Source organism: Agrobacterium burrii (genome assembly GCF_017313405.1).
In the GTDB taxonomy this organism is placed as follows: Bacteria; Pseudomonadota; Alphaproteobacteria; order Rhizobiales; family Rhizobiaceae; genus Agrobacterium; species Agrobacterium burrii.
Window position 1 is genome coordinate 114,220 of sequence record NZ_JAFLNA010000004.1, and the last position, 26,371, is coordinate 140,590.

General features: G+C 59.5%; 22 protein-coding genes and 1 other RNA gene. 21 read left to right on the forward strand and 2 right to left on the reverse strand.

Translation table 11 applies throughout. From position 1 onward, the window contains the following. The first annotated feature begins 188 nt into the window (after window positions 1-188). From JZX89_RS09420 to rnpB, 4 genes are all read left to right on the forward strand, one after another. The gene (locus JZX89_RS09420; RefSeq protein ID WP_149900166.1) at window positions 189-728 is read left to right on the forward strand and encodes a lytic transglycosylase domain-containing protein; all 540 of its coding nucleotides are present in this window, start codon (window positions 189-191) and stop codon (window positions 726-728) included. 149 nt (window positions 729-877) lie between these two features. Then, window positions 878-2,065, forward strand: a complete 1,188-nt coding sequence (locus JZX89_RS09425; protein WP_207133916.1) for an NAD(P)/FAD-dependent oxidoreductase — start codon at window positions 878-880, stop codon at window positions 2,063-2,065. A 59-nt stretch (window positions 2,066-2,124) separates the two neighbouring features. Continuing rightward, a complete protein-coding gene (locus tag JZX89_RS09430) occupies window positions 2,125-3,315 on the forward strand; it encodes an NAD(P)/FAD-dependent oxidoreductase (RefSeq protein ID WP_207133917.1) in 1,191 nt (396 codons plus the stop codon). A 56-nt stretch (window positions 3,316-3,371) separates the two neighbouring features. Further along, an RNA gene (rnpB, locus tag JZX89_RS09435) (RNase P RNA component class A) lies at window positions 3,372-3,771 on the forward strand. 160 nt (window positions 3,772-3,931) lie between these two features. On the opposite strand, the gene JZX89_RS09440 is transcribed toward rnpB, so the two are convergent. Continuing rightward, a complete protein-coding gene (locus tag JZX89_RS09440; protein WP_153515044.1) occupies window positions 3,932-4,363 on the reverse strand; it encodes a winged helix-turn-helix transcriptional regulator in 432 nt (143 codons plus the stop codon). 88 nt (window positions 4,364-4,451) lie between these two features. Here JZX89_RS09440 and JZX89_RS09445 point away from each other — a divergent pair, with 88 nt between their 5' ends. From JZX89_RS09445 to murB, 14 genes are all read left to right on the forward strand, one after another. Next, window positions 4,452-5,267 (forward strand): oxidoreductase, encoded by an 816-nt coding sequence (locus JZX89_RS09445; protein ID WP_207133918.1) that lies wholly within the window; start codon window positions 4,452-4,454, stop codon window positions 5,265-5,267. A gap of 48 nt (window positions 5,268-5,315) precedes the next feature. Further along, on the forward strand, window positions 5,316-6,317 hold the full coding sequence (locus tag JZX89_RS09450) for an NADP-dependent oxidoreductase (protein WP_207133919.1): 1,002 nt from the start codon (window positions 5,316-5,318) through the stop codon (window positions 6,315-6,317). A 610-nt stretch (window positions 6,318-6,927) separates the two neighbouring features. After that, window positions 6,928-7,368 carry a division/cell wall cluster transcriptional repressor MraZ gene (mraZ, locus tag JZX89_RS09455; RefSeq protein WP_207133920.1) on the forward strand — a complete coding sequence of 147 codons (441 nt, stop codon included), beginning with the start codon at window positions 6,928-6,930 and terminating at the stop codon, window positions 7,366-7,368. A 14-nt stretch (window positions 7,369-7,382) separates the two neighbouring features. Beyond that, window positions 7,383-8,408, forward strand: a complete 1,026-nt coding sequence (rsmH, locus tag JZX89_RS09460) for a 16S rRNA (cytosine(1402)-N(4))-methyltransferase RsmH (RefSeq protein WP_207133921.1) — start codon at window positions 7,383-7,385, stop codon at window positions 8,406-8,408. Between the two features lies 1 nt (window position 8,409). Continuing rightward, window positions 8,410-8,964: a cell division protein FtsL gene (gene ftsL / locus JZX89_RS09465; RefSeq protein WP_207133922.1), complete on the forward strand. Its 555-nt coding sequence runs from the start codon at window positions 8,410-8,412 to the stop codon at window positions 8,962-8,964. Then, entirely contained in the window at window positions 8,964-10,706 is a 1,743-nt protein-coding gene (locus JZX89_RS09470) for a peptidoglycan D,D-transpeptidase FtsI family protein (protein ID WP_149900174.1), read from the forward strand. Before ftsL ends, JZX89_RS09470 begins: the two co-directional genes overlap by 1 nt. 59 nt (window positions 10,707-10,765) lie before the next feature. Continuing rightward, the gene (locus tag JZX89_RS09475) at window positions 10,766-12,226 is read left to right on the forward strand and encodes a UDP-N-acetylmuramoyl-L-alanyl-D-glutamate--2,6-diaminopimelate ligase (protein WP_207133923.1); all 1,461 of its coding nucleotides are present in this window, start codon (window positions 10,766-10,768) and stop codon (window positions 12,224-12,226) included. Further along, complete coding sequence (locus JZX89_RS09480) at window positions 12,223-13,656, forward strand: UDP-N-acetylmuramoylalanyl-D-glutamyl-2,6-diaminopimelate--D-alanyl-D-alanine ligase (RefSeq protein WP_207133924.1); 1,434 nt, start codon at window positions 12,223-12,225, stop codon at window positions 13,654-13,656. Before JZX89_RS09475 ends, JZX89_RS09480 begins: the two co-directional genes overlap by 4 nt. A 23-nt stretch (window positions 13,657-13,679) precedes the next feature. After that, window positions 13,680-14,780 (forward strand): phospho-N-acetylmuramoyl-pentapeptide-transferase, encoded by a 1,101-nt coding sequence (gene mraY / locus JZX89_RS09485; RefSeq protein WP_149900177.1) that lies wholly within the window; start codon window positions 13,680-13,682, stop codon window positions 14,778-14,780. A gap of 3 nt (window positions 14,781-14,783) precedes the next feature. Next, the gene (gene murD / locus JZX89_RS09490) at window positions 14,784-16,193 is read left to right on the forward strand and encodes a UDP-N-acetylmuramoyl-L-alanine--D-glutamate ligase (protein ID WP_153515047.1); all 1,410 of its coding nucleotides are present in this window, start codon (window positions 14,784-14,786) and stop codon (window positions 16,191-16,193) included. 5 nt (window positions 16,194-16,198) lie between these two features. Beyond that, window positions 16,199-17,353 carry a putative lipid II flippase FtsW gene (gene ftsW / locus JZX89_RS09495; RefSeq protein ID WP_149900179.1) on the forward strand — a complete coding sequence of 385 codons (1,155 nt, stop codon included), beginning with the start codon at window positions 16,199-16,201 and terminating at the stop codon, window positions 17,351-17,353. A gap of 6 nt (window positions 17,354-17,359) precedes the next feature. Beyond that, window positions 17,360-18,496 (forward strand): undecaprenyldiphospho-muramoylpentapeptide beta-N-acetylglucosaminyltransferase, encoded by a 1,137-nt coding sequence (gene murG / locus JZX89_RS09500; protein WP_207133925.1) that lies wholly within the window; start codon window positions 17,360-17,362, stop codon window positions 18,494-18,496. After that, window positions 18,493-19,908, forward strand: a complete 1,416-nt coding sequence (murC, locus tag JZX89_RS09505; RefSeq protein ID WP_153515049.1) for a UDP-N-acetylmuramate--L-alanine ligase — start codon at window positions 18,493-18,495, stop codon at window positions 19,906-19,908. The genes murG and murC overlap by 4 nt, the downstream gene beginning before the upstream one ends. After that, the gene (gene murB / locus JZX89_RS09510) at window positions 19,905-20,870 is read left to right on the forward strand and encodes a UDP-N-acetylmuramate dehydrogenase (protein WP_207133926.1); all 966 of its coding nucleotides are present in this window, start codon (window positions 19,905-19,907) and stop codon (window positions 20,868-20,870) included. Before murC ends, murB begins: the two co-directional genes overlap by 4 nt. 432 nt (window positions 20,871-21,302) lie before the next feature. Here murB and JZX89_RS09515 read toward each other — a convergent pair whose 3' ends face one another. Further along, window positions 21,303-22,607, reverse strand: coding sequence for an MFS transporter (locus tag JZX89_RS09515; RefSeq protein ID WP_153515051.1), 1,305 nt, complete (start codon window positions 22,605-22,607; stop codon window positions 21,303-21,305). Window positions 22,608-23,140: 533 nt separating this feature from the next. Here JZX89_RS09515 and JZX89_RS09520 point away from each other — a divergent pair. From JZX89_RS09520 to ftsA, 3 genes are read left to right on the forward strand one after another with little or no spacing between them, the layout of a single operon-like run. After that, entirely contained in the window at window positions 23,141-24,067 is a 927-nt protein-coding gene (locus JZX89_RS09520) for a D-alanine--D-alanine ligase (RefSeq protein ID WP_149900184.1), read from the forward strand. Continuing rightward, entirely contained in the window at window positions 24,055-24,987 is a 933-nt protein-coding gene (locus JZX89_RS09525; RefSeq protein WP_207133927.1) for a cell division protein FtsQ/DivIB, read from the forward strand. Before JZX89_RS09520 ends, JZX89_RS09525 begins: the two co-directional genes overlap by 13 nt. Further along, on the forward strand, window positions 24,984-26,315 hold the full coding sequence (gene ftsA, locus JZX89_RS09530) for a cell division protein FtsA (RefSeq protein ID WP_149900186.1): 1,332 nt from the start codon (window positions 24,984-24,986) through the stop codon (window positions 26,313-26,315). The genes JZX89_RS09525 and ftsA overlap by 4 nt, the downstream gene beginning before the upstream one ends. Window positions 26,316-26,371: the final 56 nt, after the last annotated feature.

Genomic DNA, 26,371 nt, shown 5'->3' on the forward strand with positions numbered 1-26,371 from the left:
TGCCACAGTTAATCCGCATTGAGGAAGTTTAAGAACAGCACTGTATGCGGTGCCGTTCTTCAGGGGAACCAGCCGTCAATATCAATCAAGGAGACTGGACTGCGGAAGGTCACGATCGACTTTCCGGGCGCTGACTATTTTTGTCATTTCATTGGTTCAGTCATCCGATCTGGAGACTTTTTCTACATATGAACAGGGTTGTTGTTGCTGTTGCAGCGGGTGTTGTTATGCTCGCTTCACAGGCGGGGATTGCTTTTGCCAAAGACGAGGACGTCAAGACCAAAACCGTGACGCTGGAGACCTTCTTCCGCAAGCCCGGTTATCCCATTCCGGAAAAGAGTCTGCCTTCGTCGCTCAAGAATGGTTATTCCGATCTGATCGTCAAATATGCCAAGCGATATGGCGTTCCCACCAATCTGGCGCATGCCGTGGTGTCAGTGGAAAGCAAGTTCAACCCCAAGGCGCGCGGCAGTGCCGGCGAGGTCGGGCTGATGCAGATCAAGCCGGCAACGGCGCGCATGATGGGCTTTCGCGGCACGACAAAGGCGCTCTATGATCCCGAGACCAATATTCGCTGGGGCATGCAATATCTGGCGACCGCCCATCAGCTTGGCGGCGGTGAGGTCTGCAGCACCATCCTGCGTTATAATGCCGGCCATGGCGCCACACGGATGAATCCGGTGTCCAAACGTTATTGCGGAAAGGTGCAGGCGCTGCTGGCCAGCTGAGGTCCGAGTATCTTTCAGGAAGCATTTCCTGGAAAAGCGGAACGGGTTTTCCGCCCGGAAATCCGAGAACGCCCCAGGCTTTTGCGAAAAGCGATTCCGGTTCGCGCGGGCATGCTGTAGTCAGGAATAAATCTGATACGGAGCATGTCATGCCGGATTTCAAATATATCGTGGTCGGGGCCGGGATGATGGGAGCGGCCGCGGCGCGGCACCTTTCGGCGCAAACGGATGGCGTGGCGCTGATCGGGCCGGACGAGCCTGCTGATCGCAAGAGCCACAAAGGCGTATTTTCAAGCCACTACGACGAAGCGCGTATTACCCGTGGGTTTGACGGCGATCCGGTATGGGCGGAACTCGCGCAGCGTTCCATCCAGCGTTATGCGGAGATCGAGGCCAAAAGCGGCATCCGGTTTTTTACCGAAGCGGGCTGCCTGTTTACCGGAAATGGCAAGGGGCTTGCCGGAGACTATGTGTCGCGGGCGCTTTCGTCGGCTGAACGTCTCGGTCTCGGCGTGGAAACGCTCGGTGGCGACCGGCTTGCCGACCGATTTTCGATGTTTTCCCTCCCGGCCGATCACAGCGGTTATTTCGAGGCCCGCAATGCCGGCCACGTCAATCCGCGCGCCTTGGTGAAGGCGCAATGCGCAATTGCCGAGGCACAGGGCGCGCGGCTGGTGCGCGAGACCGCAGCGCATATTCGCGATACCTCGCAAGGCGTCGAGGTGGTAACGCGGGAAGGTGTTGTTCACACCGCCGAAAAGGTCATCGTGGCAGCGGGTGGTTTCACCAACATGGCCGAGCTGCTGCCATCGCCGGTCGATATGGCGGCGACGGGCCGCACCATCGTATTTTTCGAGCTGGATGAGGCAAGGCAGGCCATGTTCGGCTCCATGCCGTCAACCATCGTGCTGGCGGAGACAGAGGACGACATCGTCTACATCCTGCCGCCGGTGCGGTATCCCGATGGCAAGGTCTATCTGAAGATCGGCGGTGAAAGCGAGAAGGGCAGGCTCGAGACGCTGACAGAGGCGGTGGGGTGGTTCCACTCGGACGGCACGCCGGGTGAAGTGGAATTCCTGACGAAGAAGGCATTGTCGTTGATGCCGGAACTTGCTGGCTGCCCCGTGACCTCCGGCTCCTGCGTCGCCTCCATTACCCGTAGCGGTTATCCCTATATCGGCTATACGCAATCCTCCAATATTGCGGTTCTGACCGGCGGTAATTTCGTCTCCGCCAAGTCGTCGGATGAAATCGGGCGGCTGGGCGCGGTGCTGCTTGCGAACGGCCAACTGACCGAGGATGAATTCGCGGCCGAAATGTCGCCGGTTTTCGTCTGACATCCTTCCGCGAAGCGGCTACAAGGTTGCGACTGAACAGGGTGGATGAAGAGGGCGGCATGTCGGGGCATTTCAACTATATCGTCGTTGGTCGTGGCATGATGGGTGCCGCCGCCGCCCGCCATCTGGCGGAAACGGTGGAGGGCGTCGCGCTAATCGGCCCCGGCGAACCTGCCGATATCAAATCGCACCAGGGCGTTTTCGCCAGTCACTATGATGAAGCGCGCATTACCCGCACCATCGATGGTGACGCCGACTGGGCGCTGCTCGCCAACCGCTCGATTGCGCGTTATGCCGATATTGCGGCTAGAAGCGGCGTGGAATTTTACGCACCGGTAGGTTGCCTGATGGTGGGGCCGGAGCGGGGTGGCGACAATCCGTTTGTCGACGATGTTCGCAAGGCTGCGGCGCGGCTCGGCGTTTCGACGGAATTGCTGGATGGCGAAAGCCTGAAAAGCCGCTTTCCCTATTTCTCCTTCGAACCGGGCTGCGAAGGCGTCTTCGAAAGGGACAATGCCGGATACGTCAATCCACGCGCGCTGGTGAAGGCGCAGGCTATTCTGGCGGCAAAGGCGGGTGTTGCGCTGATCGATGATATCGTCGTCTCGACGCGGGAAGAGGATGGCCGCGCATCGGTTCAGACGGCTTCGGGGGCGGTTTATTCCGCAGACCGGGTGCTGGTGGCGGCCGGCGGTTTCTCGATCACGAAGGATCTGCTGCCGCAGCCGGTCGCGCTTGATGTCTATGCGCGGACCGTCGCTTTCTTCGAGATTGATGAAACCGATCTTGGGCAATATGCAGCCATGCCGTCGCTGATCTACGAGCCGCGCGACACGACGAAACATATCTATCTGCTGCCGCCGGTGCGGTATCCCGATGGCAAATTCTATCTGAAAATCGGCGGTGATCCCGACGACAAGCCTGTTGGCAGCGACCCGGAAATCCGGGAATGGTTCCGTTCCGGTGGGCGTGAAAGCGTGCGTGATCATCTGTCAGCCATCGTCGGAGCGCTGGTGCCTGCCGTCGATCTCTCGCGTGTCTCGATGGCCGCCTGCGTCGTTTCCAAAACACGGAGCGGTTATCCTGCCATCGGCTTTACGGCTTCGCCGCATATCGCGGTTCTGACAGGCGGCAACGGGACGGCGGCCAAAAGTTCCGACGAGATCGGGCGGCTGGGTGCCGCATTGCTGCGGGACGGTGAAATTGCCGACGAGGCTTTCACAACGGATTTTAAACCGGCATTTCTTTGATCTTTTGTTGCGCTTTTCGGTGGCTTTCGTTCCAGAACATGGTTATGCAGCGCATGCCAGTTGGCCGGGCAGCCGCGCTTTACCAATGTCGAAAGACGGTAAGGTGAGGAAAGTCCGGGCTCCACGGAAATACGGTGCCGGATAACGTCCGGCGGGGGCGACCCCAGGGAAAGTGCCACAGAGAGCAAACCGCCATGCCTGCATGGTAAGGGTGAAAGGGTGGGGTAAGAGCCCACCGCGCCGCTGGTGACAGCGGTGGCAAGGTAAACCCCACCGGGAGCAAGACCGAATAGGGATGACACGGGATGGGCGAAAGTCCGTCTACAGCCGGTTTCCGGGTCGTCATCCGGGTGGGTTGCGAGAGGCGGCATGCAAATGCCGTCCCAGATGAATGGCTGCCACGTTCCGGGTCAAACCGGGGCCATACAGAACCCGGCTTACAGGCCAACTGGCGAATTTCCCCCGACCTTGTGTGCGGTGCCTCTATTCTTCCGGAGCATTTCCGGTGCGAGCGAGAGCGCTTAATGCTCTCGTGATTTGCCTTTGCGAAATGGCTCGCTCAGAACCGCTTCGATGTTGCGCCAGCATCGGCGCTCTTTCGTCTGCGATGGGTGGATCATTCGGGCATCGCGACCCGAATAGGGCGGGTTCCGACCGGAGCGCCGGTCGCGCGATCGATGGTGACGGGGTCGATCTCGGTTCCGGTTTCGGCATCGAAAAACCGGGTCACCTCGCCCCCGCCGCGATGTTTGCGTCCCCAGGCGCCGATAGCAAACAGCACCGGCAAAAAGTCGCGGCCAGCTTCCGTCAGTACATATTCGTCCCGTGGCGGACGGTCGGAATAGCGGCGTTTCATCAATAATCCCTCCTCCGTCAACGATGAAAGCCGCCCGGTCAGCATCGTCGGAGCGATACCGAGGCTTTTGCGAAAATCGTCGAAACGGGTGAGCCCCGCATGGGCGTCGCGCATGATCAGCATGCTCCATGCGTCTCCCACAAGCGCCAGACTGCGGGCGATCAGACAGGGTTGCTCAGAAAGTTTTTTCATGTCGATATCTTTTTAGTAGTGACTTAATACTGATTTGATAGTAACTGAATGTTCATCAATGTTCCACGATAAAATGAAGGCGGAAGAGATGAGCAAGACAGAACGCGGCATTGCCCTGGTCACGGGCGCGTCCTCCGGCATCGGGCTGGTGACGGCGCAGGCGCTGCGGCGCGATGGTTACCGTGTCTTCGGCACGAGCCGAAAACCGATGCCCGATACTGCTGACGGAATCGCGATGCTGATCTGCGATGTTGTCGACGATGCATCCGTGCAGCGTGCCGTCGATGAGGTTATCGGCCGGGCAGGGCGGATTGATCTTCTCGTTAATAATGCCGGAATCGGGCTGCTTGGCGGCGCTGAGGAATCGACGGTTGAACAGGCGAAGGTCGTATTCGACGTCAACGTATTCGGCACCATGAGAATGACCAATGCGGTCCTGCCCTTCATGAGGCGGCAGGGTCGAGGCCGGATTGTCAACCTCAGCTCCATACTCGGGCTGATCCCCGCCCCCTATAATGCACTTTACGCGTCAACCAAGCACGCCATCGAAGGTTATTCAGAATCTCTTGATCATGAGGTGCGAACGCACGGTATCCGCATCGTACTTGTCGAGCCGGGGGTAACCCGCACGTCTTTTGAAGAGAACATTACGCGGCCGGACCGGCCGCTTGCCGTCTACGATACGGTTCGTGCGGATGCGGAGAAATTGATGCGCGAGATCATCGAAAAGGGCGATGCGCCCGAGGTGGTCGCGAACGTTATCGTACAGGCCGCCAATGCGGCGTCACCCAAACGGCGCTATACTGCCGGAAAAGCTGCGGGACAGGCCCGCTTTATCCGCCGCTTCCTGCCTGAGTCGTTCGTCGACAAGAGCTTTCGGAAATTCAGCAGACTTCCCGATTGAGCTTATCGCCCGTGCTGTCGGCTGACCACAGAAACGAAAGTTAGTTTGATGAAATCATTCCTGATTGATCGCTATGTAAAAGGCGGCGCTCTCCGGCTCAGCGATAGCCCCGAACCTGAGTTGCGCGCAAACGACGTTCTGGTCGAAATCCGAGCCGCCAGCGTGAACCTTCTGGACAACAAGATCAGGGACGGAGAGTTCAAGCTTATCCTGCCATACCGCCTTCCACTGGTGCTGGGCAACGATGTGGCGGGAGTTGTGGTCCGCGTCGGCGCGAATGTCCGCAAATTCAAGCCCGATGACGAGGTCTATGCCCGCCCGAACCAGAATCGCATCGGAACATTTGCAGAGTACATTGCCATTGATGAGGCCGATGTAGCGATCAAGCCGAACAATATGACCATGGAGGAGGCGGCGTCCATGCCACTCGTCGCCCTGACGGCATGGCAGGTGCTTGTCGAGCGGGCCAATGTGCAAAAGGGACAGAAGGTTCTGATCCATGCCGGCTCGGGTGGCGTAGGCACTATCGCGATCCAGCTTGCCAGGCATCTCGGGGCATATGTAGCGACAACCACGAGTACAGCCAATGTGGCGCTTGTGAAAAGTCTCGGGGCAGACGTCGTGGTCGACTACAAGAAGGAAGACTTCGAGAACGTGTTGCAGGGCTACGACCTCGTGCTGAACAGCCTCGGGAAGGACACGCTGGAAAAATCCCTTGCGGTGCTCAAGCCGGGCGGGAAGCTGATTTCAATTTCCGGTCCGCCCGATCTGGATTTCGCGCGGCAGAATGGCCTTGGCTGGCTGCTTCGGCAGGTGATGCGTCTGCTAAGCTCCGGTATCAGGAGAAAATCGAAACGCCGGGGGATCGGCTATTCTTTTCTCTTCATGAGAGCGAATGGCGGGCAGCTTGAAAAGATTACCTCTCTGGCCGAGGCGGGGAGCATACGTCCGGTAGTGGATCGGGTCTTCCCGTTCGAGAAGACCAATGAGGCATTGGATTATGTCCAGACGGGTCGTGCGAAAGGGAAGGTCGTCATCGCAGTGAAGTGATGACTGTAGTCCGGGCTGGTTTCTGGCCTATCGGGCGACCCTGCAAAACGCTGCACTTCTTTGCTGAGATTGCTCTCAATCGGGTAGATGCCGTAGCCTTTTCTCCTGAGGCACCGGGTGCCAGCGCCGGTTTCGTCTTGGACGCATTTGGTCGGGGTCGTGTTGGCCAGTGCCGTGTGCTGAACGATGCGTAAGAGCCATGAAATTTCAATGATGACCCTCGCGACTGAGATCAAGAGCGGGGTCTCGCAAATCATTCCATTGTTTTAAAAAAGAAAACCGGTGATTTCACTGCGTCTTGGTGTGCCGTGAAACAGCATCTTCCTGGGCGAAGTAAACCATTCGTTAAACTTAACGGCTTATGAATTTCCGATGCGAAGTCGGTATCGTGCCGGCTTCTCCCATTGACGCCCATAGTGTCCCATGGTATCCCAAATGCACACCACACTGGGTCGTGTTTTTGACCCGCAATCGCTGAAACGAGTGAGGAGCCTGCAAGGGGCTGCTGCAGGGCATGTTGCCCTGGCGCTTGGCGATGTGTCGTGCGTACCGGTGTTGTCTGTGGGGCGGATGGTTCGCCTGGCGGATTGCGGTTTGGGCGAGTTGAGTAATGGACCGCTTTTTATCGAACGTGACGAACAGGATCGACGCCAAGGGGCGCGTTTCGGTTCCGTCTCCGTTTCGTTCGGTGCTGGTGAGGCGCGGTATCCAGGAGCTTTATTGCCTTCAGGATTTCGCTTTTCCGGCAATCAGTGTCGGCGGTCCGGATTTGCTGGAACGCTACGAGCGGCAGATTGCATCCATGGATGCCTTCTCGCCGGAGGCGAACGCGATGTCGCTGCTGGTTCACGGCGGCGGTATCTTCATGAAGCTCGACCAGGAAGGTCGGTTGATGGTGACGGATTTCGTGCGGGAATTCACCGGCATAACCACCGAGGTCACCTTCGTCGGACGAGCGGATCATTTTCAGCTTTGGCAACCGCAGGCGTTTTTGGGCGCGCAGGCGGCAGCAAGAGCGGGGCGCGGTTTTTCGGCTGCTCGCCCCGCATAGGACGGGGACACGGAATGGCGGCGAATTCTGGCGGGCGATCTTCTGATGCCGATGGCGGACCTCAGCGTCACGTCCCGGTCCTGCTTCGCGAAGTCATTGCCGCGCTTGAGCCCGCATCCGGAAAGATCATCCTCGACGGCACGTTCGGCGCCGGCGGCTACACCCAGGCCATTCTCGATCAGGGCGCCAACGTCATCGCGCTCGACCGCGATCCGACCGCAATTGCCGGCGGTCAGGCGATGGTTGCCGCCAATGGCGGCAGGCTTGCCCTTATTCAATCGCAATTTTCCGATCTGGCCAGCCACGCGCCTGAAGGCGGCCTTGACGGCGTCGTTCTCGATATCGGCGTCTCCTCCATGCAGATCGACGAGGCGGAACGCGGATTTTCCTTCCAGAAAAACGGCCCTCTCGATATGCGGATGTCGGCTTCGGGCGTGTCGGCGGCGGATGTCGTCAATCGTGCGAAGGTTGGTGATCTGATCCGTATCTTCGGTTTTCTCGGTGAGGAAAAGCAGCCGGGCCGCATCGCCCGCGCCATTGAAAAGAGGAGGGCGGAAGAGCCCTTCCGCACCACGCGTGATCTCGCCGGTCTCATCGAGATCGTCACGCCGCGCAAGGCAAAAGACAAGATCCACCCCGCAACACGGGTGTTTCAGGCGCTTCGCGTTTTCGTCAATGACGAACTCGGCGAGCTGGCGCAGGCGCTTTTCGCTGCCGAGCGGTCCTTGAAGCCCGGTGGACGGCTGGTCATCGTCACGTTCCATTCGCTGGAAGACCGCATCGTCAAAAAATTCTTCTCCGATCGTTCGGGTAAAGCTGCCGGTTCCCGGCATCTGCCGATGGTCGAAGACAAGCCGGCCATTTTCGACAATATCGGCAAGCCGATGATCGCTGCCAGCGAAGAGGAAGCGGAGCTTAATCCGCGTGCGCGCTCGGCGAAATTGCGGGCGGGTCTGCGCACGACCGCGCCGGTGCGGGCGGCGGATTTCTCGATTTTCGAACTTCCCGATCTCGCCAGCCTTGAAAAGATGGGAGGCTGATATGCTGCGCACTTTCGATGTCATCTTGATGGGGGTCATGGTTGCTGCGGCCGTCGTGACCTATTCGATCAAGCACAAGGCCGATCTGAAGCTGGAAGAGGTCCGCAAGCTCGAGGCTGAAATCAAGCTCGAGAAGGATACGATCGATCTGTTGCGGGCCGACTGGGCACTGCTGACGCAGCCGAACCGCCTGCACCGCCTCGTCAATGCCTATCAGGACGAGCTTGGCCTTTCGCCGACGCTGCCGACACAATTGGCGCAGCCGCGCGAACTTCCCATGCTGCGTTCGCAATTGCCGCAGCCGCCTGAGCCGGAAGGCATGAGCGTCGAGGATGTGATTGCCGCCGCCGTCAACGGTTCCAGGCCGGGCGCGACTCTTGGCGCTGCCACCAAAAAGAAATCGCCGCCGGCGGGCCAGATCGCTGCCAATGGCGCTCCGGTTCCGACGCCGAGGGCGCGTGTTTCCCGTCCCACCGCGGCTCCGGCCGTCTCCGTCGTCGCCGGTGATGAAACCGACGACATGGATGACACGATAACAGGATCGGTGAACCGCTGATGTCTTTTCTCTCCCGCGCCATGGTTTTGAAGAGCAAGGCTCACTTTTCCGCCAGCACCACCGGCGTTCACGCCGACCATGCGGCTTTCGAGGGTGCCCGCAAGAGGCGCGCTGCCCAGGCGAAAAGCCGGGTCGGCCTGATCATTTTCGGATTCATCGCTTTTTACGGCGTCGTTGGCGGTCGTCTGGTGCAATATGGCATCGCGGAACAGGAAACCGTTTCAAGCATTGCGCCCGCCGACAGGCTGATGGCGTCGCGCCCCGACCTTCTTGACCGTAACGGCGAGGTTCTCGCCACCGACATCCGCACCGTTTCGCTGTTTGCCGAGCCGCATCGCATCGTCGATATCGATGAGGCGATCGAGAAGCTGCGTACCGTTCTACCTGATCTCGACCAGCGCGGCACCTATCAGAAGCTCACGTCCAATTCCCGTTTCCAGTGGCTGCGCCGTCAGTTGACGCCCAAACAGCAGAGCCAGATTCTGGCGCTTGGCATTCCCGGTGTGGGATTCCGTCCGGAAAAACGCCGTTTCTATCCGGGTGGCCCGACGGCCGCTCATGTCGTCGGTCATGTGAACATCGACAATCGCGGCGTGGCGGGCATGGAGCGCTATGTAGACAATCAGGGCCTTGCCGATCTGACAGCGCTCGGCATGACCAGCGACCAGCCGCTGGAACCGGTAAAGCTCTCGATCGATCTGCGCGTGCAGTCCATCGTGCGTGAGGTCGTAACCTCCGCAATCGCCAAGTTCCAGGCAATCGGTGCCGGCGCCGTCGTTCTGGATGTGCATACGGGTGAAGTTCTCGCCATGGCCTCCGTGCCGGATTACGATCCGAACAACCCGGCCGAAGGCGCGAAAGAGGGCTGGCTCAACCGCATGTCGAACGGCACGTTCGAAATGGGGTCAACCTTCAAGTCCTTCACCATCGCCATGGGCCTCGATTCTGGCCGCGTGCGTCTGGGTGACAGTTTCGATGCCCGTTATCCGATCCGGATCGGCGGTTTCACCATCAAGGACTTCCATGGCAAGAACCGCGTTCTGTCGGTGCCGGAAATCTTCCAGTTTTCGTCCAATATCGGTACGGCCAAGATCGCCGACACTGTCGGCACCGAAGGCCACAAGGAGTTTTTGACGAAGCTCGGGCTTTTAACCCGCATGCAGACCGAATTGCCTGAAGTGGCGTTGCCATCGCAGCCGCGTGAATGGAAGAAGATCAACTCCATCACCATTTCCTTCGGTCACGGCGTTTCGACGACGCCGCTGCAGACGGCGGTTGCAGGTGCAGCCCTTGTCAATGGCGGCAAACTGATCGAGCCGACCTTCCTGCCGCGCACCCGCGAACAGGCGGATCTGGTGGCCAAGCAAGTTCTGAAACCCACCACCAGCAAGGATATGCGCTTCCTGTTTGAATGGAACGGTGTGAACGGATCGGGCCGCAATGCGCGCGTCGACGGTTTCAACGTTGGCGGCAAGACCGGCACGGCGGACAAGGTCGTCAATGGCCGTTATGTGCGTGACAAGAACTTCAACGCCTTCCTGTCAGCCTTTCCGATCGACGACCCGCAATATGTGGTGTTGACCTTCATCGATGAACCGAAGACGGACAAGGGCAATGGCGCAGCACTTGCCGGCACGTCCGCAGCGCCGATGGTGCGCGATATTATCGCGCGCACCGCAGCGGTTCTGGGCGTGAAGCCGAAGTTCGGCAAGGATGGCTCGGCCTTGCTCGTGTCTTATTGATTGTTAGAGCTTATGATGTTCCGGCGATTCGCGCCGGGGGGACAAGACGGACACAGTCGATGAATTTGCGAGATATATCCGGAAACGCGTTTCCGGAATTGAAAGAATTGCTCCTGTCTGAGATCGGGGCGATCGAAATCGGGGGAATAACCGCAGACAGCCGCAAGGCTCAGCCCGGCAGCCTGTTCGTGGCGGTCGCTGGCACCAAGGCGGATGGCGCGGCCTATGTGAAAGACGCGGTTGCCAAGGGTGCGGTCGCCGTCGTTTCCGCACATGCGGTGGAGGCCGATGTGCCGGTCCTCGCTGTCACCGATCCGCGCCTCTATCTCTCCCTTGCCGCCGCCCGGTTTTATGGAAAACAGCCTGAAACCATGGTTGCCGTCACCGGCACGGCTGGAAAGACGTCCGTCGCCTCCTTCGTGCGGCAGATCTGGGCCTTTGCCGGCCATGCGGCCGCGCAGATCGGCACGACTGGCGTCATCGCTCCGGGCCGCGAGGATTATGGTGCGCTGACGACGCCCGACCCTGTGACGTTGCATGCGCTTCTGGCCGAGCTTGCCGCCGAAGGCGTGACGCATGCGGCGATGGAGGCTTCAAGCCACGGCCTCGACCAGCGCCGCCTCGATGGCGTGAAGCTTGCGGCTGCCGGTTTCACCAATCTCGGCCGCGATCATATGGATTATCATCCGACCGTTGAGGACTATATGGCCGCGAAGATGCGGCTGTTCGACACGCTGATGGAAAAAGGTGCGCCGGCGGTGATCTTTGCCGACGATCCCTGGTCGGAGCAGGCGATCCGCGCCGCTGGTGATGCGGGCCTTGATGTTCGCACGGTCGGCCGCAACGGCGATTACCTGACGCTGAAACGGGTGGAGCATTTCCGTCACCGGCAGATGATCGAAGTGCATCATGACGGCGTGATCCACGAGGTGGATATTCCGCTCGCCGGCGATTTTCAGGTGGCCAATGCGCTGGTTGCGGCCGGTCTTGCCATGTCCACCGGCGTTTCCGCCACTGTAGCGATGAAGGCGCTTGAAAAGCTGATCGGCGCTGCCGGCCGGCTGGAGCTGGTGGGCCAGACAAAGAACGGCGCGCTTGCCTATGTGGATTATGCCCACAAGCCGGATGCGCTGGAAAATGTGCTGACTTCGGTCAGACCTTTCACGTCGGGCCGCATCATCACCGTGTTTGGTTGCGGCGGTGACCGTGACAAGGGCAAACGCCCGATCATGGGTGAAGTGGCGACGCGGCTTTCCGACATTGTCATCGTCACCGACGATAATCCGCGCTCGGAAGACGCAGCCACGATCCGTTCCGAAGTCATGGCGGCGGCACCGGGTGCAGTGGAAATTGGCGACAGGTCGCAGGCTATCCACCATGCGGTATCGCTGCTTTCAAACGGCGATACGCTGATCGTCGCGGGCAAGGGGCATGAAGAGGGGCAGATCGTCGGTTCGGTGACGCTGCCGTTTTCCGATCATGAACAGGTGCGCTCCGCGCTGGAAGGATTGAAGATTTGAGCTGGTTATGGACAGTCGCCGACATGATCGCCATCACGGCAGGACGCCCGGTGGGCAACCTGCCGACCGGAATCACCGGCATTTCCATCGACAGCCGGACCGTTAAACCCGGAGAGGCCTTCTTCGCCATCAAGGGTGATCGGGTCGATGGCCATGATTATACCAGTTTTGCCGTTGCGAATGGTGCCGGCCTTCTGGTGGTGGCCGAAGGCAAGCTGCCGGCGCTCGGTCGGCTGACCGTGCCGATGATCGTGGTCGAGGATGTTCTCGCCGCACTCGGCAAGCTCGCTATTGCAGCACGTGAAAGAACGTCGGCGCGCATCATCGCGGTGACCGGTTCGGTCGGCAAGACGACGACGAAGGAAATGTTGCGGCAGGCTCTGGAGCCGTCGGGACGGGTTCACGCGGCAGTCGCTTCCTTCAACAACCATTGGGGCGTACCGCTAACGCTGGCGCGCATGCCCGCCGATACTGAATTCGGTGTGTTCGAAATCGGCATGAACCATTCCGGCGAAATCCGGCCGCTGGTGAAGATGGTGCGCCCGCATGTGGCGATCATCACCACCATCGCCGCCGCCCATCTCGGCAATTTCAAGAATATCGAAGAGATCGCGGCTGCCAAGGCGGAAATATTCGAGGGTCTGGAGGGCGGCGGCTCCGTCATTCTCAACCGCGACAACGCCCAGTTCGAGCAGCTTGAAGAGGTTGCACAGGATCAAGGCATCGAACATGTTCTGACCTTCGGGCAGCACGCCAAGGCCGATTTCCGGCTTGCCGATTTCGAAAGCACGCCTTCGGGTTCAACCATCTGGGCGATCCTGAACGGTGAGACCAGCGAGTTGCACCTGAACGTTCCCGGCCGTCACATTGCCGATAACGCCATGGCCGTGCTCGGTGCCGTCGCTGTGACCGGCGCCAACCTAGATCGGGCTTTTGAGGCGCTTGGAACACTCGAGGCGGTGAAAGGGCGTGGCCAGCGCCATCGCCTGACGATCGAAGGCGGCTCCTTCCTGCTGATCGACGAGAGCTATAATGCCAACCCGGCCTCCATGCGGGCGGCGATTGCCGTGCTGGCGGAAACCGAAACGCAGGGCCACGGCCGGCGTGTTGCGGTTCTCGGCGACATGCTGGAGATGGGTGAATTTTCCGCGCAGCTGCATGAAGAACTGGCCGGGCCGTTGTTGGCGGCTGGTATCGAACATGTCTGGCTGGCGGGTGAGGCGATGGCCGCTCTTCGCGACGCATTGCCTGATAGCGTCACCGTCATCTGGTTCCCGACGACGGCGGAACTCACCGATTTCGCCCTGCAATGGGTGCAACCGGGAGACGCGCTCATGGTAAAATCGTCACTGGGGCTTGGTTTCGGCAAGATTGTCGCCGCCCTGCTTGACAAGTATCCGGCATTCCCCGAGACGGAACGCCAAGTCTGAAATAGCCTTTTGAAAGGGCAAATATGCTGATCTGGCTCGTCGAACTGTCGGATAAAGTTCAAGTCTTCAACCTCTTCCGGTACATCACCTTCCGGGCGGGTGCCGCAATGTTCACCTCTGCGTTGATCGTCTTCCTGTTCGGACCGGCAATCATCAACTCGCTGCGCGTTCGCCAGGGCAAAGGCCAGCCGATCCGCGCCGACGGGCCGCAGACCCATTTCAAGAAGGCCGGTACGCCGACCATGGGCGGGCTGATGATCCTTGCCGGTATTCTCGGCGGTTCGCTGCTCTGGGGTGACCTGTCGAATGTCTATGTCGTCGCAGTTTTGATGGTGACACTCGGTTTCGGCGCTATCGGCTTTTATGACGATTACCTCAAGGTGACGAAGCAGAGCGACAAGGGTTTTTCCGGCAAGGCCCGTCTCGGCTTTGAATTCCTGATCGCGGCGATTGCCGTGTTCTTCATGATGAAGATGGCGCTCGCCTCCGCGCCGCATGGCGGCACGCTCGGCAGCTCCATCGCCTTTCCTTTCTTCAAGGAATTCGTGATCAATCTGAGCTATTTCTTCGTGCTGTTCGGTGCTTTTGTCATCGTCGGCGCCGGCAATGCCGTGAACCTGACGGATGGTCTCGATGGTTTGGCCATCGTGCCCGTCATGATCGCCGCCGCCACCTTCGGCGTGATTGCCTATCTCGCCGGCAACGCGGTTTTCGCCAACTATCTGCAGATCAATTTCGTGCCCGGCACGGGTGAACTCGCCGTCATCGTCGGCGCTGTCATCGGCGCGGGCCTCGGTTTCCTGTGGTTCAACGCGCCGCCCGCCGCCATCTTCATGGGCGACACGGGTTCGCTGGCGCTTGGTGGTCTTATCGGCTCTATCGCAGTCGCTACCAAGCATGAAATCGTCATGGTCATCGTTGGCGGTCTGTTCGTGATGGAAACGCTCTCTGTCATCATCCAGGTCTTCTGGTTCAAGCGCACCGGCAGGCGCGTCTTCCTGATGGCCCCGATCCACCATCATTTCGAGAAAAAAGGCTGGACGGAAAGCCAGGTGGTTATCCGTTTCTGGATCATTTCCGTTGGCCTCGCACTGCTTGGCCTCGCCACCCTGAAGCTGAGGTGAGCGATGATCCCGGTCACGTCGTTTAGAGGTAAGAAGGTCGCGCTTTTCGGGCTTGGTGGTTCGGGTCTCGTCACGGCCCGGGCGCTGGTGGCCGGTGGTGCGGATGTTGTTGCTTTCGACGACAATCCAGACAGCGTCGCCAAGGCGCAGGCTGAAGGCATCACCACGGCGGACCTTCGCACGATTGACTGGTCCTCGATGTCCTCTTTCGTGCTGGCGCCGGGCGTGCCGCTGACGCATCCGAAGCCGCACTGGTCGGTTGACCTTGCGCGTGCGGCAGGCGTCGAGATCATCGGCGATATCGAGCTTTTCATTCGCGAACGTCGCGCCCATGCGCCGGATTGCCCGTTTATCGCCATCACCGGCACCAACGGCAAGTCCACGACGACGGCGCTGATCGCCCATATTCTCAAGGCTTCAGGCCGCGATACGCAGCTCGGTGGCAATATAGGCACGGCGGTGCTGAGCCTCGATCCGCCGAAAGCGCAACGTTTTTACGTCGTCGAATGCTCGTCCTACCAGATCGATCTGGCACCGACGATCAATCCCACTGCCGGTATCCTTCTCAATCTGACGCCTGACCATCTCGACCGGCATGGCACGATGCAGCATTATGCCGACGTCAAGGAACGGCTGGTCGCTGGCAGTAACACTGCGATCGTCGGCGTGGATGACAGCCATTCGACGCTGATTGCCGACCGCATCGAGCGCGCCGGCGTGAAGGTGGAGCGCATTTCCAAGCGCAATGTCGTGTCCGAGGGTCTTTATGCCGAATGCAGCCGTATCCTGCGGGCGCATGGCGGCACATTTTCGCTGCTGGTTGATCTTGATGGTATCCAGACCCTTCGTGGCAGCCACAATGCGCAGAATGCGGCGGCCGCGATTGCCGCCTGCCTTGCTGTTGGCGTCTCGGAAGATGAGGTTCGTGCCGGTCTCAAATCCTTCCCCGGTCTCAAACATCGCATGCAGCCAGTCGGCCGGCGTGGCAACGTCACCTTCATCAATGACAGCAAGGCGACCAATGCCGATGCTGCGGCACCGGCGCTTTCAAGCTATGAGCGGATTTACTGGATCGCCGGCGGTCTTCCCAAGGCGGGTGGCATAACCAGCCTGTCGCCGCTGTTTCCTCACATCGCCAAGGCCTATCTGATCGGTGAGGCGGCGGCGGAATTTGCCGCGACGCTCGGCGAGGCGGTGCCTTATGAAATATCCGGCACGCTGGACAAGGCTGTGCAGCATGCGGCAGCCAATGCGGAAAAAGATGCGACGGCCGGTAATGTCGTGATGTTATCCCCGGCTTGCGCAAGCTTCGATCAATATAAGAACTTTGAAATCAGAGGTGATTCGTTTGTCGCGCTGGTCGCGGCGCTCGACGGCGTGACGATGCTCGTTCACTCTGGAAAAGGGGGCTGAAGGCCATGGTAAGCCGAGTTGATCGCGGTCCGGTCGCGGAATGGTTCTGGACTATCGACCGTTTCTTTCTGGCGGCGTTCGTCGCACTGATGGGCATCGGCCTGATGCTGTCCTTTGCGGCGTCGCCTGCGGTTGCCGAGCGTATCGGTCTCAACAGCTTCTTCTTCGTTGAACGTCAGGCGATGTTCATGGTGCCGTCGCTGGCGATCATGGTCGGCCTTTCCTTCCTGTCGCCCCGTCAGGTCAGGCGTGTTGCGGTCATCATGCTGATCGCCGCGCTGTTGATGATGATCTTCGCGCTGTTCTTCGGCATCGAGGTCAAGGGTGCACGTCGGTGGATTTCCATCGGCACCTTCTCGATCCAGCCTTCGGAATTCATGAAGCCTGCCTTTGTGATCGTCTGCGCCTGGCTGTTTGCCGAACGGGCGCGCCATCCTGAAATTCCCGGCAATCTCTTCGCCATCATCACCTTCGGCATCGTGGCAGCACTCCTGATCGCCCAGCCGGACTTCGGCCAGACGATCCTGACCTCGGTTGTCTGGGGCGGCATGTTCTTCATGGCGGGCGTGCCGTGGTTCTGGATCATCATGCTCGGTGGCGTCGGTGTCGGCGGCATTATTTCCGCCTATCTGATGTTGCCGCACGTTGCGGGTCGTATCGACCGTTTCTGGACCGGCGAAGGTGATACCTTCCAGGTGGATACCGCACGTGAGGCGATCATTCGCGGTGACTGGTTCGGACGCGGCCCGGGCGAGGGTATCGTCAAGCGCATCATTCCCGACAGCCATACCGACTTCATCTTCTCGGTTGCTGCTGAAGAATTCGGCATCGTTTTCTGCATGTTCCTCGTTGCGATCTTCGCCTTCATCGTGCTGCGCGGCCTTTCGCATGCGTTCAAGGAAAAGGACGATTTCTGCCGTTTTGCAGTGGCTGGCCTCGTGCTGCAGATCGGCATGCAGTCGATGATCAATATCGGCGTCAATCTGGAGCTTATGCCCGCCAAGGGCATGACGCTGCCGCTGATTTCCTATGGCGGTTCGTCGATGATGGCGATCTGCGTCACGGCCGGTTTCCTTCTGGCGCTGACACGCCACAGACCTGAAAAGCGGGCGCAGGAGCGCAGCTTCTTCCGCGTCGGTTCCGGCGTTCCTGCGGAGTAAACGATCATGAGCAAGGGTATTGTTCTTCTTGCCGCCGGTGGAACCGGCGGCCATGTGTTTCCGGCAGAGGCGCTCGCGCATACGCTGAAAGCGCGCGGTTATCAGGTGCATCTCGTCACCGACAGCCGCGCCGAGCGTTATGCCGGCAAGTTCCCGGCGGATGAAATCCATGTGGTGCCTTCGGCCACCATCGGCTCGAAAAACCCGATTTCCGTGGCGCGATCGCTCTGGAAGCTGTGGGTGGGCTTGCGTGCGGCGCGTCGGCTTGTGACGAAATTGAAACCGGTCGCGGTGGTCGGCTTCGGCGGTTATCCCACCGTGCCGCCGCTTCTGGCATCCACCGGGCTTGGCGTTCCCTCAATCATTCATGAGCAGAATGCGGTGATGGGCCGCGCCAACAAGGCGCTGGCTGCCCGCGTGAAGGCAATCGCCGGCGGTTTCCTGCCGCCCGCCAACGGTCAATATTCCGACAAGACGGTGGCGACAGGCAATCCGGTGCGCCCGGCGGTGCTGGTGGCCTCTGAAATTCCCTATACGCCGTCGCAGACGGGGGAGCCTTTCCAGCTGGTGGTTTTTGGCGGCAGCCAGGGCGCGCAGTTCTTTTCGAGCGCCGTTCCGGCAGCGATCTGCCTGATGAAGGACGAGCAGCGCAAGCGCGTCGTCGTGACCCAGCAGGCCCGACCCGAAGACAAGGACAGCGTGATAGCCTCCTACCAGAAGCTCGGTGTGAAGGCTGACGTTTCGCCCTTCTTCGGTGACATGGCCTCGCGCATCGCTGAGGCCGATCTCGTCATCAGCCGCTCGGGCGCTTCGACGGTGTCGGAGCTTTCGGTGATTGGTCGCCCGTCGATCCTCGTGCCTTATCCGCATGCGCTGGATCATGATCAGGCGGCCAATGCCGCAGCACTTTCGGCAGCGGGCGGCGCAAGCGTCATCAAGCAGGCGGAACTGTCACCGCAGAAGCTCTCCAGCCTCCTCTCATCGGCGCTTTCGGAGCCGGACCGTCTTTCCGCAACGGCGGCGGCGGCCAAGGCGACCGGAAAGCCGCATGCGGCGGATGTGCTGGCCGATCTGGTGGAGGCGATTGCCGAAGGCCGATCCGTCCAAGAATTTAAAAAGAACATTGAAGGAGTTGATGCATGAAGATGCCGAAAGCCATAGGCCTTGTCCATTTCATCGGCATAGGCGGGATCGGCATGAGCGGCATTGCCGAAGTGCTTCATAATCTTGGCCACCGCGTGCAGGGCTCGGACCAGTCCGACAGCGCCAATGTGCAGCGCCTGCGCGACAAGGGCATCGAGGTGTTCGTCGGCCATACCGCAGATAATCTCGGTGATGCGGAGGTCGTTGTCGTTTCCACCGCCATCAAGAAGAATAATCCGGAACTGATCTCGGCGCGGGAAAAGCACCTGCCGATCGTTCGCCGTGCCGAAATGCTGGCCGAGCTGATGCGTTTCCGTAACGCCATCGCCATTGGCGGTACCCATGGCAAGACCACGACGACCTCCATGGTCGCGACGCTGCTGGAGGCCGGCAATCTCGATCCGACCGTCATCAATGGCGGCATCATCAATGCCTATGGCACCAACGCCCGCATGGGCGAGGGCGAGTGGATGGTGGTAGAAGCCGACGAGTCCGACGGTACTTTCCTGAAGCTTCCGGCCGATGTGGCCGTCATTACAAATATCGATCCGGAACATCTTGATCACTACGGCAATTTCGACGCCGTGCGCGCCGCATTCCGGCAGTTCGTCGAGAACGTGCCGTTTTACGGTTTCGGCGTCATGTGCCTCGATCATCCCGAAGTTCAGGCGCTGGTCGGCCGGATCGAGGACCGCAAGGTCATCACCTATGGCGAGAACCCCCAGGCCGACGTGCGGTTTTCGAATGTGCGTATCGACGGCACGCGGTCGATCTTCGATGTGGAAATCCGTCGTCGCCGCACCGGCAAGATATTCTCTTTCACGGATCTCGTTCTGCCGATGCCCGGCCGCCACAATGTTTCGAATGCGACGGCGGCGATTGCCGTTGCCAATCGCCTCGGCATTTCGGAAGCCGATATCAAGAAGGGGCTTGCCTCCTTCGCGGGCGTCAAGCGCCGCTTCACGCTGACGGGCGAAGCCAATGGCGTGCAGGTTTTCGACGATTACGGTCATCATCCGGTTGAGATCAAGGCCGTTCTGGCGGCTGCGCGGGAAGCCTGCAAGGGCCGCATCGTCGCCGTGCACCAGCCACACCGCTACAGCCGACTTTCCAGCCTGTTTGACGATTTCGCGCATTGCTTTAACGATGCCGACACGATTATTCTTGCTCCGGTCTATGCTGCGGGCGAAGATCCGATTGAAGGCGCAAGTTCGGAAGCGCTGGTTTCGGCCATCAAGGCTGCCGGCCACCGCGACGCCCGTTTTCTCGAAAAGCGGGAGGACCTTGCGTCACAGGTTGCAGCCATTGCGAAACCGGGTGATTTCGTGGTTCTCTTGGGGGCAGGAAACATCACGCAATGGGCAGCGGTGCTGCCCTCTGAATTGAAGAGCATATCAGGAAAGTCTGAATGAGACAGGTCGATGGGGTTAAATTGCTGGGGAGGCTCGGCGAAGGGGTAAATGAACTGCGGGGACGTCTGACACCGGATGCGCCCATGGACCGCGTGACGTGGTTCAGAGCCGGTGGTCTGGCGGAAGTCATGTTCCAGCCGCACGATACCGACGATCTGATTGCCTTCCTGAAAATTCTGCCGGAAGACGTGCCGTTGACCGTGGTCGGCGTCGGCTCAAACCTTCTGGTGCGCGATGGCGGCATTCCGGGCGTTGTCGTTCGTCTGTCCGCCAAGGGTTTCGGCCAGGTGGAACTTGCCGGCGAGAACCGTATCAAGGCCGGCGCGATCTGCCCGGACAAACATATTGCCGCCATGGCCATGGATAACGGTATTGGCGGTTTCCATTTCTTTTACGGCATTCCCGGCTCCATCGGCGGGGCGCTGCGCATGAACGCGGGCGCCAATGGCGGCGAGACGCGCGATCGGGTGGTGGAAGTTTACGCGGTGGACCGTCAGGGCAACCAGCATGTGCTGTCCAACGCGGATATGGGCTACAGCTACCGCCACTCCGGCGCAGATAAGGGCCTGATTTTCACCGGTGCTCTGTTTGAGGGTTATCCGGAAGACAAGGTAAAAATCCGCGCCGATATGGATGCCGTGCGTCACCACCGCGAGACCGTACAGCCGATCCGCGAACAGACCGGTGGTTCCACCTTCAAGAACCCCGAAGGTCACTCTGCCTGGGAACTGATCGATGAGGCGGGCGGCCGTGGTCTGGTCATCGGCGGCGCGCAGATGTCATCGCTGCATTGCAATTTCATGATAAATACCGGCCATGCGACCGGTTACGATCTGGAATATCTGGGTGAAACCATTCGCAAGCGGGTGTTCGAGAAGTCGGGCATAAGGCTTGAATGGGAAATCAAGCGCCTTGGCCTGTTCATGCCGGGCCGGGAAGTGGAGCCTTTCCTAGGGGCTTGAGGATGAATGGCCGGCGAAGCTGCAACGGTTGAGGACGAGCGGGAACGGTGCCGGCTGGACATTGTTTCCAACGACCGCCGCAAGCTTATGGCCAACGCGCTAACCGGCTTTCTATAGCCTTTATTGCCTTGGGTGTAGTTGGTCAGGCATTGTCATTGACGCCAGCGTCGGCGAATATTTTCAGTGCCGCCATCATGGCAGGTTAGATTATCGGCGCTGTTGCACTACACTTTAATGCGAGACGTGTGCTTGGAGGCTTGAGACTATGACCTCACAGATATTCATCTGGTACGTATTTCCCTGGCTGGTCTCGGCAATAGGGTTGGGCTGGTTGGCTTACGACCACTACAAACATCCGGATCGCTAAGTATCCAAATAAAAGCCCGCGAAACGAGAGTTTCGCGGGCTTTTTGCTGTCAGTATCTGTGCGGCTCAGACTTCGTCCTTGCGGGACAGAAGAATGCAGGCGAGCGTGATGATGGCGGAGACGCAGAGGTAATAACCAACATATCCCATGCCGTAATTCACCTGCAGCCATGTGGCGATGTAGGGCGCAAGCGATGCGCCGAAGATGCCGGCCATGTTGAAGGTGATGGACGAGCCGGTGTAGCGCACGCGGGTCGGAAAGGGGGCGGCGAGCGCCGTGCCGATCAGACCGTAGGTCATGCCCATCAGCATCATCGCAAGCGTTGCGAAGATGAAGATCGAGCCTTCGCCGCCTGTCATCAGGCTGGGCAGCAGGAAGGAGAACAGGGCGATCAGCACCGTCGTCAGGATCAGGATTTCACGACGGCCGAATTTCTCGGCAAGCTTGCCGGCGATCGGGATGAAGATACCGAAGACGATGGAGCCGAGGATTTGCACTTCCAGCGCGTCGAGGAACGGAATTTTCAGAACCTTGACGTTGTAGGACAGCAGATAGGCAGTGCCAATATAGAACAATACGAAGGTGGCCAGCGCCACGAAGGTGCCGAGCACGAGGCTGCGCTTGTGGCTGCGGAATAGTTCCACGACCGGCACAGCAACACGCTCTTCCTTTTCGATCGCCTGCTGGAAGGCAGGCGTCTCGGTGATCGACAGGCGAACCCACATGCCGACCGCAATCAGGATGATCGAGGCGACGAAGGGAATGCGCCAGCCCCAGCTTAAGAGCGATTCCTGCGACATGAAGTGCAGAAGGATCCAGAAGACGCCGGAGGAGAGGAACAGGCCCACGGGTGCGCCAAGCTGCGGGAACATGCCGTACCAGCTGCGTTTGCCGGGCGGAGCGTTTTCCGTGGCGAGCAGGACGGCGCCACCCCATTCACCGCCAAGGCCGAAGCCCTGACCGAAGCGGCACAGCGCCAGTAACAGCGGCGCAAGAACGCCTGCCGTTTCATAGGACGGCAGCAGGCCAATGACGACCGTCGAGACACCCATGGTCAAAAGGGCTGCGACAAGCGTGGTCTTGCGGCCGACGCGATCACCATAGTGGCCGAAGACCACCGCGCCGAGTGGACGGGCGAAAAAGGCGATGGAGAAGGTGGCGAAGGACGCCAGGAGCGCCGTTGTCGGGTCGCTGTTCGGGAAGAACAATGTCGGGAACACGAGCACTGCGGCCGTGGCGTAAACATAAAAATCGAAAAACTCGATGGTCGTGCCGACCAGGCTGGCAGTGAGAACTCGTGCAGGCGAATTTGTCTTTACAACGTTCGAATTGCCAGCTGTCGGCGATATCGGAGATATCGCGTCAGTCATGGTATTGGTTCCATTTCGGATGATTGGAATGTCATGCCCTTGGGAGGCGATGACTGCGTTAACGCAATTTTCGTTCTTTTGAAATGCTAAAAAAGAAATAAAGCAGATAATGTGATCGCAGGCGCATTGGCTTGGTGCATGTCGTCATTCAGTGTTTGAGAGACTGATTCAGGCCCCGGATTTAAAGCGCTGAAACGCCAGATGATTTAGCCGTGGAAAAACGCGCGTCGTTAACGTTTGTCTCTTGCCTTTAGCGGGCGCGGACAGGTGCCGTATGCGGATTTTATTTCCGACCATTCAAAACCTGCATGTTGCAATCGGTGCAACTCTCTGATTCCAAGGAGGGAATCCGGATCGATGCTGATTCTTTAATGGAACTCGGCATGTTGGGCGCGGCGGTTAACGAAAGTAAACGATTCATTAACCTTAATGGCGTTTAACTGATCTCAAGGGTCATGTGCCAGAATCACCGTCCGTCAAATTCGGTCGGTTCGGGCGTGGTTCGTAACGGAGAGTTGGTGTCAGAGGGTTCGATGGGCGGCAAACACGTAGCTGTTCTTTTGGGTGGGTTTTCGTCGGAGCGGCCGGTCAGCCTCTCGTCGGGCAACGCTTGCGCGCTTGCTCTGGAAGGCGAGGGCTATCAGGTCACCCGTGTCGATGTAGGGCGCGATGTCGCAGCCGTACTCGCCGAGCTGCGCCCGGATGTCGCCTTCAATGCGCTGCATGGCCCCTTCGGTGAGGACGGCACCATTCAGGGCATTCTCGAATATCTCGCCATTCCCTATACGCATTCCGGCGTGCTGGCTTCCGCCCTTGCCATGGACAAGGCGCAGGCCAAGAAGGTTGCTGCCGCCGCTGGTATCCCGGTTGCTGCCGAGCGCGTCATGAACCGCTTCGATTTCACCAGCGAACATCCGCTTGCGCCGCCCTATGTGGTGAAGCCGGTGCGCGAAGGCTCGAGCTTCGGCGTTGTGATCGTCAAGGAAGACCAGTCGCATCCGCCGCAAATCCTCACCTCGTCCGAGTGGCGTTATGGTGATCAGGTCATGGTAGAGCGCTATATTCATGGGCGCGAACTGACGTGTGGTGTGCTCGATGGCGAGGCGTTGGGCGTCACTGAAGTGGTGCCGCTTGGTCACAATTTCTATGATTATGACGCTAAATACGCGGCTGGTGGCTCGAAACATGTCATTCCCGCAGAAATTTCACCGAAAATTTACCAAAAGATTCAAACATTGGCGGTTATGGCGCATCAGGCGATCGGGTGCCGTGGCGTAAGCCGTTCAGACTTTCGTTACGACGACCGTTTCTCAGAAGATGGCGAAGTTATCTGGCTTGAAGTGAATACACAGCCGGGCATGACGCCGACCTCCCTGGTGCCGGAAATGGCGGCTCACGCGGGCCGCTCCTTTGGTAACCTTGTCAGCTGGATGGTGGAGGACGCTTCGTGTTCGCGGTGACCGGCAAAAAATCGACGGCGAAAAAGCGCGAGCAATATGCGGCGGCGGCCAATGCCGACGATCGCAGGGTGCTGCCGCGTCCGCTGCGCCGCTTCGTGCGTTTCGGTGTCAGCCTTGCGACCGGACGCATTCACATTCCCGCCCATACCGGTACGATTTCGGCCATCGCCTTTTACGCGGTGACCGGGCTTTACGGCATGTCGCTTGGCGGACACACCAACATCGTCACCCAGACCACGACATCGGCCGCGGGCTTTGCGGTTGAAGACGTGAAAGTCTCCGGCAATCTGCAGACCTCCGAAATCGAAGTCTTCCAGCTTCTCGGCCTTGATGGCAGCACGTCGCTGATCGCGCTTGATATCGATGCGGCGCGCCGCAAGCTCGTGCAGCTTCCCTGGGTTGAAGATGTGGATATCCGCAAGGTTTACCCCAAGACGGTGGAAGTTCGCCTGAAGGAGCGTCAGGCCTTCGGCATCTGGCAGCATGGCACGGAACTGTCGCTGATCGAAAAAAGCGGCAGCGTGATTGCGCCGCTGCGTGACAATAAATTCGCCGAACTGCCGCTGTTCGTCGGACGCGACGCAGAAACGGGTGCCGCCGGTTTCGTCGGGCAACTGGCCGACTGGCCGGAAATCCGCAACCGTGTCCGCGCTTATGTCCGCATTGCCGGCCGTCGCTGGGATCTGCATCTCGACAACGGTATCGTCGTCAAGCTGCCCGAAGAAAATCTGCCGCAGGCGCTGCAATTGCTGGCGCGGCTCGATCTCGAGGAAAAGGTTCTGTCGCGTGATGTCGCCGCGGTTGATCTCCGGCTCGCCGACCGCACCACGATCCAGCTGACCGAAGGTGCGACGGCCCGTCGTCAGACCGCCGTCGATGCGCGCACCAAGGCTCTCAAGAAGGCGGAGAAGAACACATGAGCTTATTCGGTTCTTCCCATTTCGGCCTGCCGCGTCTGAAGCCGCTTTCCTCCAAGCGCAGCCACATCGTTTCGGTGCTGGACATCGGCTCGACCAAGGTCGTGTGCATGATCGGCCGACTGACGCCGCGTCAGGAAAGCGAAATTCTGCCGGGCCGCACCCACAAGGTCGAAATCATCGGCATCGGCCACCAGCGCTCGCGCGGCGTGAAATCCGGCGTGATCGCCGATCTCGACGCGCTTGAAGGCGTCATCCGTCTTTCGGTCGATGCGGCCGAGCGCATGGCTGGCCTGACTGTCGACAGCCTGATCGTCAATGTTTCTGCCGGACGGCTGGCGAGCGATATCTACACCGCGAGCATCGATCTCGGCGGCCAGGAAGTCGAGGCAAGCGACCTGCGCAAGGTTTTGGTGGCGGCCAGCCAGCAGTCCATGCGTCAGGACCGGGCGATCCTGCATTCGTTGCCGACGGGTTATTCGCTGGATGGCGAGCGTGGCATTCGTGATCCGCTCTCGATGTATGGCGACCTTCTCGGCGTCGACATGCATGTGGTGACGGTTGAGCGCACGGCGCTGAAGAACCTCGAGCTTTGCGTCAACCGCGCCCATCTGTCCGTCGAAGGCATGGTGGCGACGCCTTACGCCAGCGGTCTTGCGGCGCTGGTGGACGATGAAGTTGAACTCGGCTGTGCGGCCATCGACATGGGCGGCGGCACCACGACGATCTCGGTTTTCGCCGAAGGTCGGCTCATTCACACCGATGCGATCGGCCTTGGCGGCCATCACGTTACGACAGATCTTGCACGTGGCCTCTCGACACGAATCGAAGATGCGGAGAGACTGAAGGTGGTGCATGGTTCGGCTTTGCTGAATGGCGCGGATGAGCGCGACATGATTTCGATCCCGCCGATTGGCGAAGATGATCGCGATCAACCATCGCAAGTTTCAAGAGCCCTTGTAACCCGCATCGTGCGGGCGCGTATCGAAGAGACGCTGGAATTGATCCGTGATCGTATCCAGAAGTCCGGCTTCAGCCCCATCGTCGGCAAGCGCGTTGTGCTGACCGGCGGCGCAAGCCAGCTGACGGGGCTGCCGGAAACGGCACGGCGCATTCTCGCCCGCAACGTTCGTATCGGTCGCCCCATGGGGGTATCCGGTCTTCCGGTGGCGGCAAAGGGACCGGCATTTTCAACCGCCTGCGGACTGATGATCTATCCGCAGGTGGCGGACATCGAAATTCATGCGGCGCAAGGCGGAATGTTCTCGCCGTTTGGTACGGGCAGCGGCCGGATAGCCCGGGTGGGGCAATGGCTGAAAGAGAGTTTTTGAGTGGCCTCGTGGCGTAAGCCGGAGGTTTCAGAGTTGAGTTTTCAAGAATCGGCCAG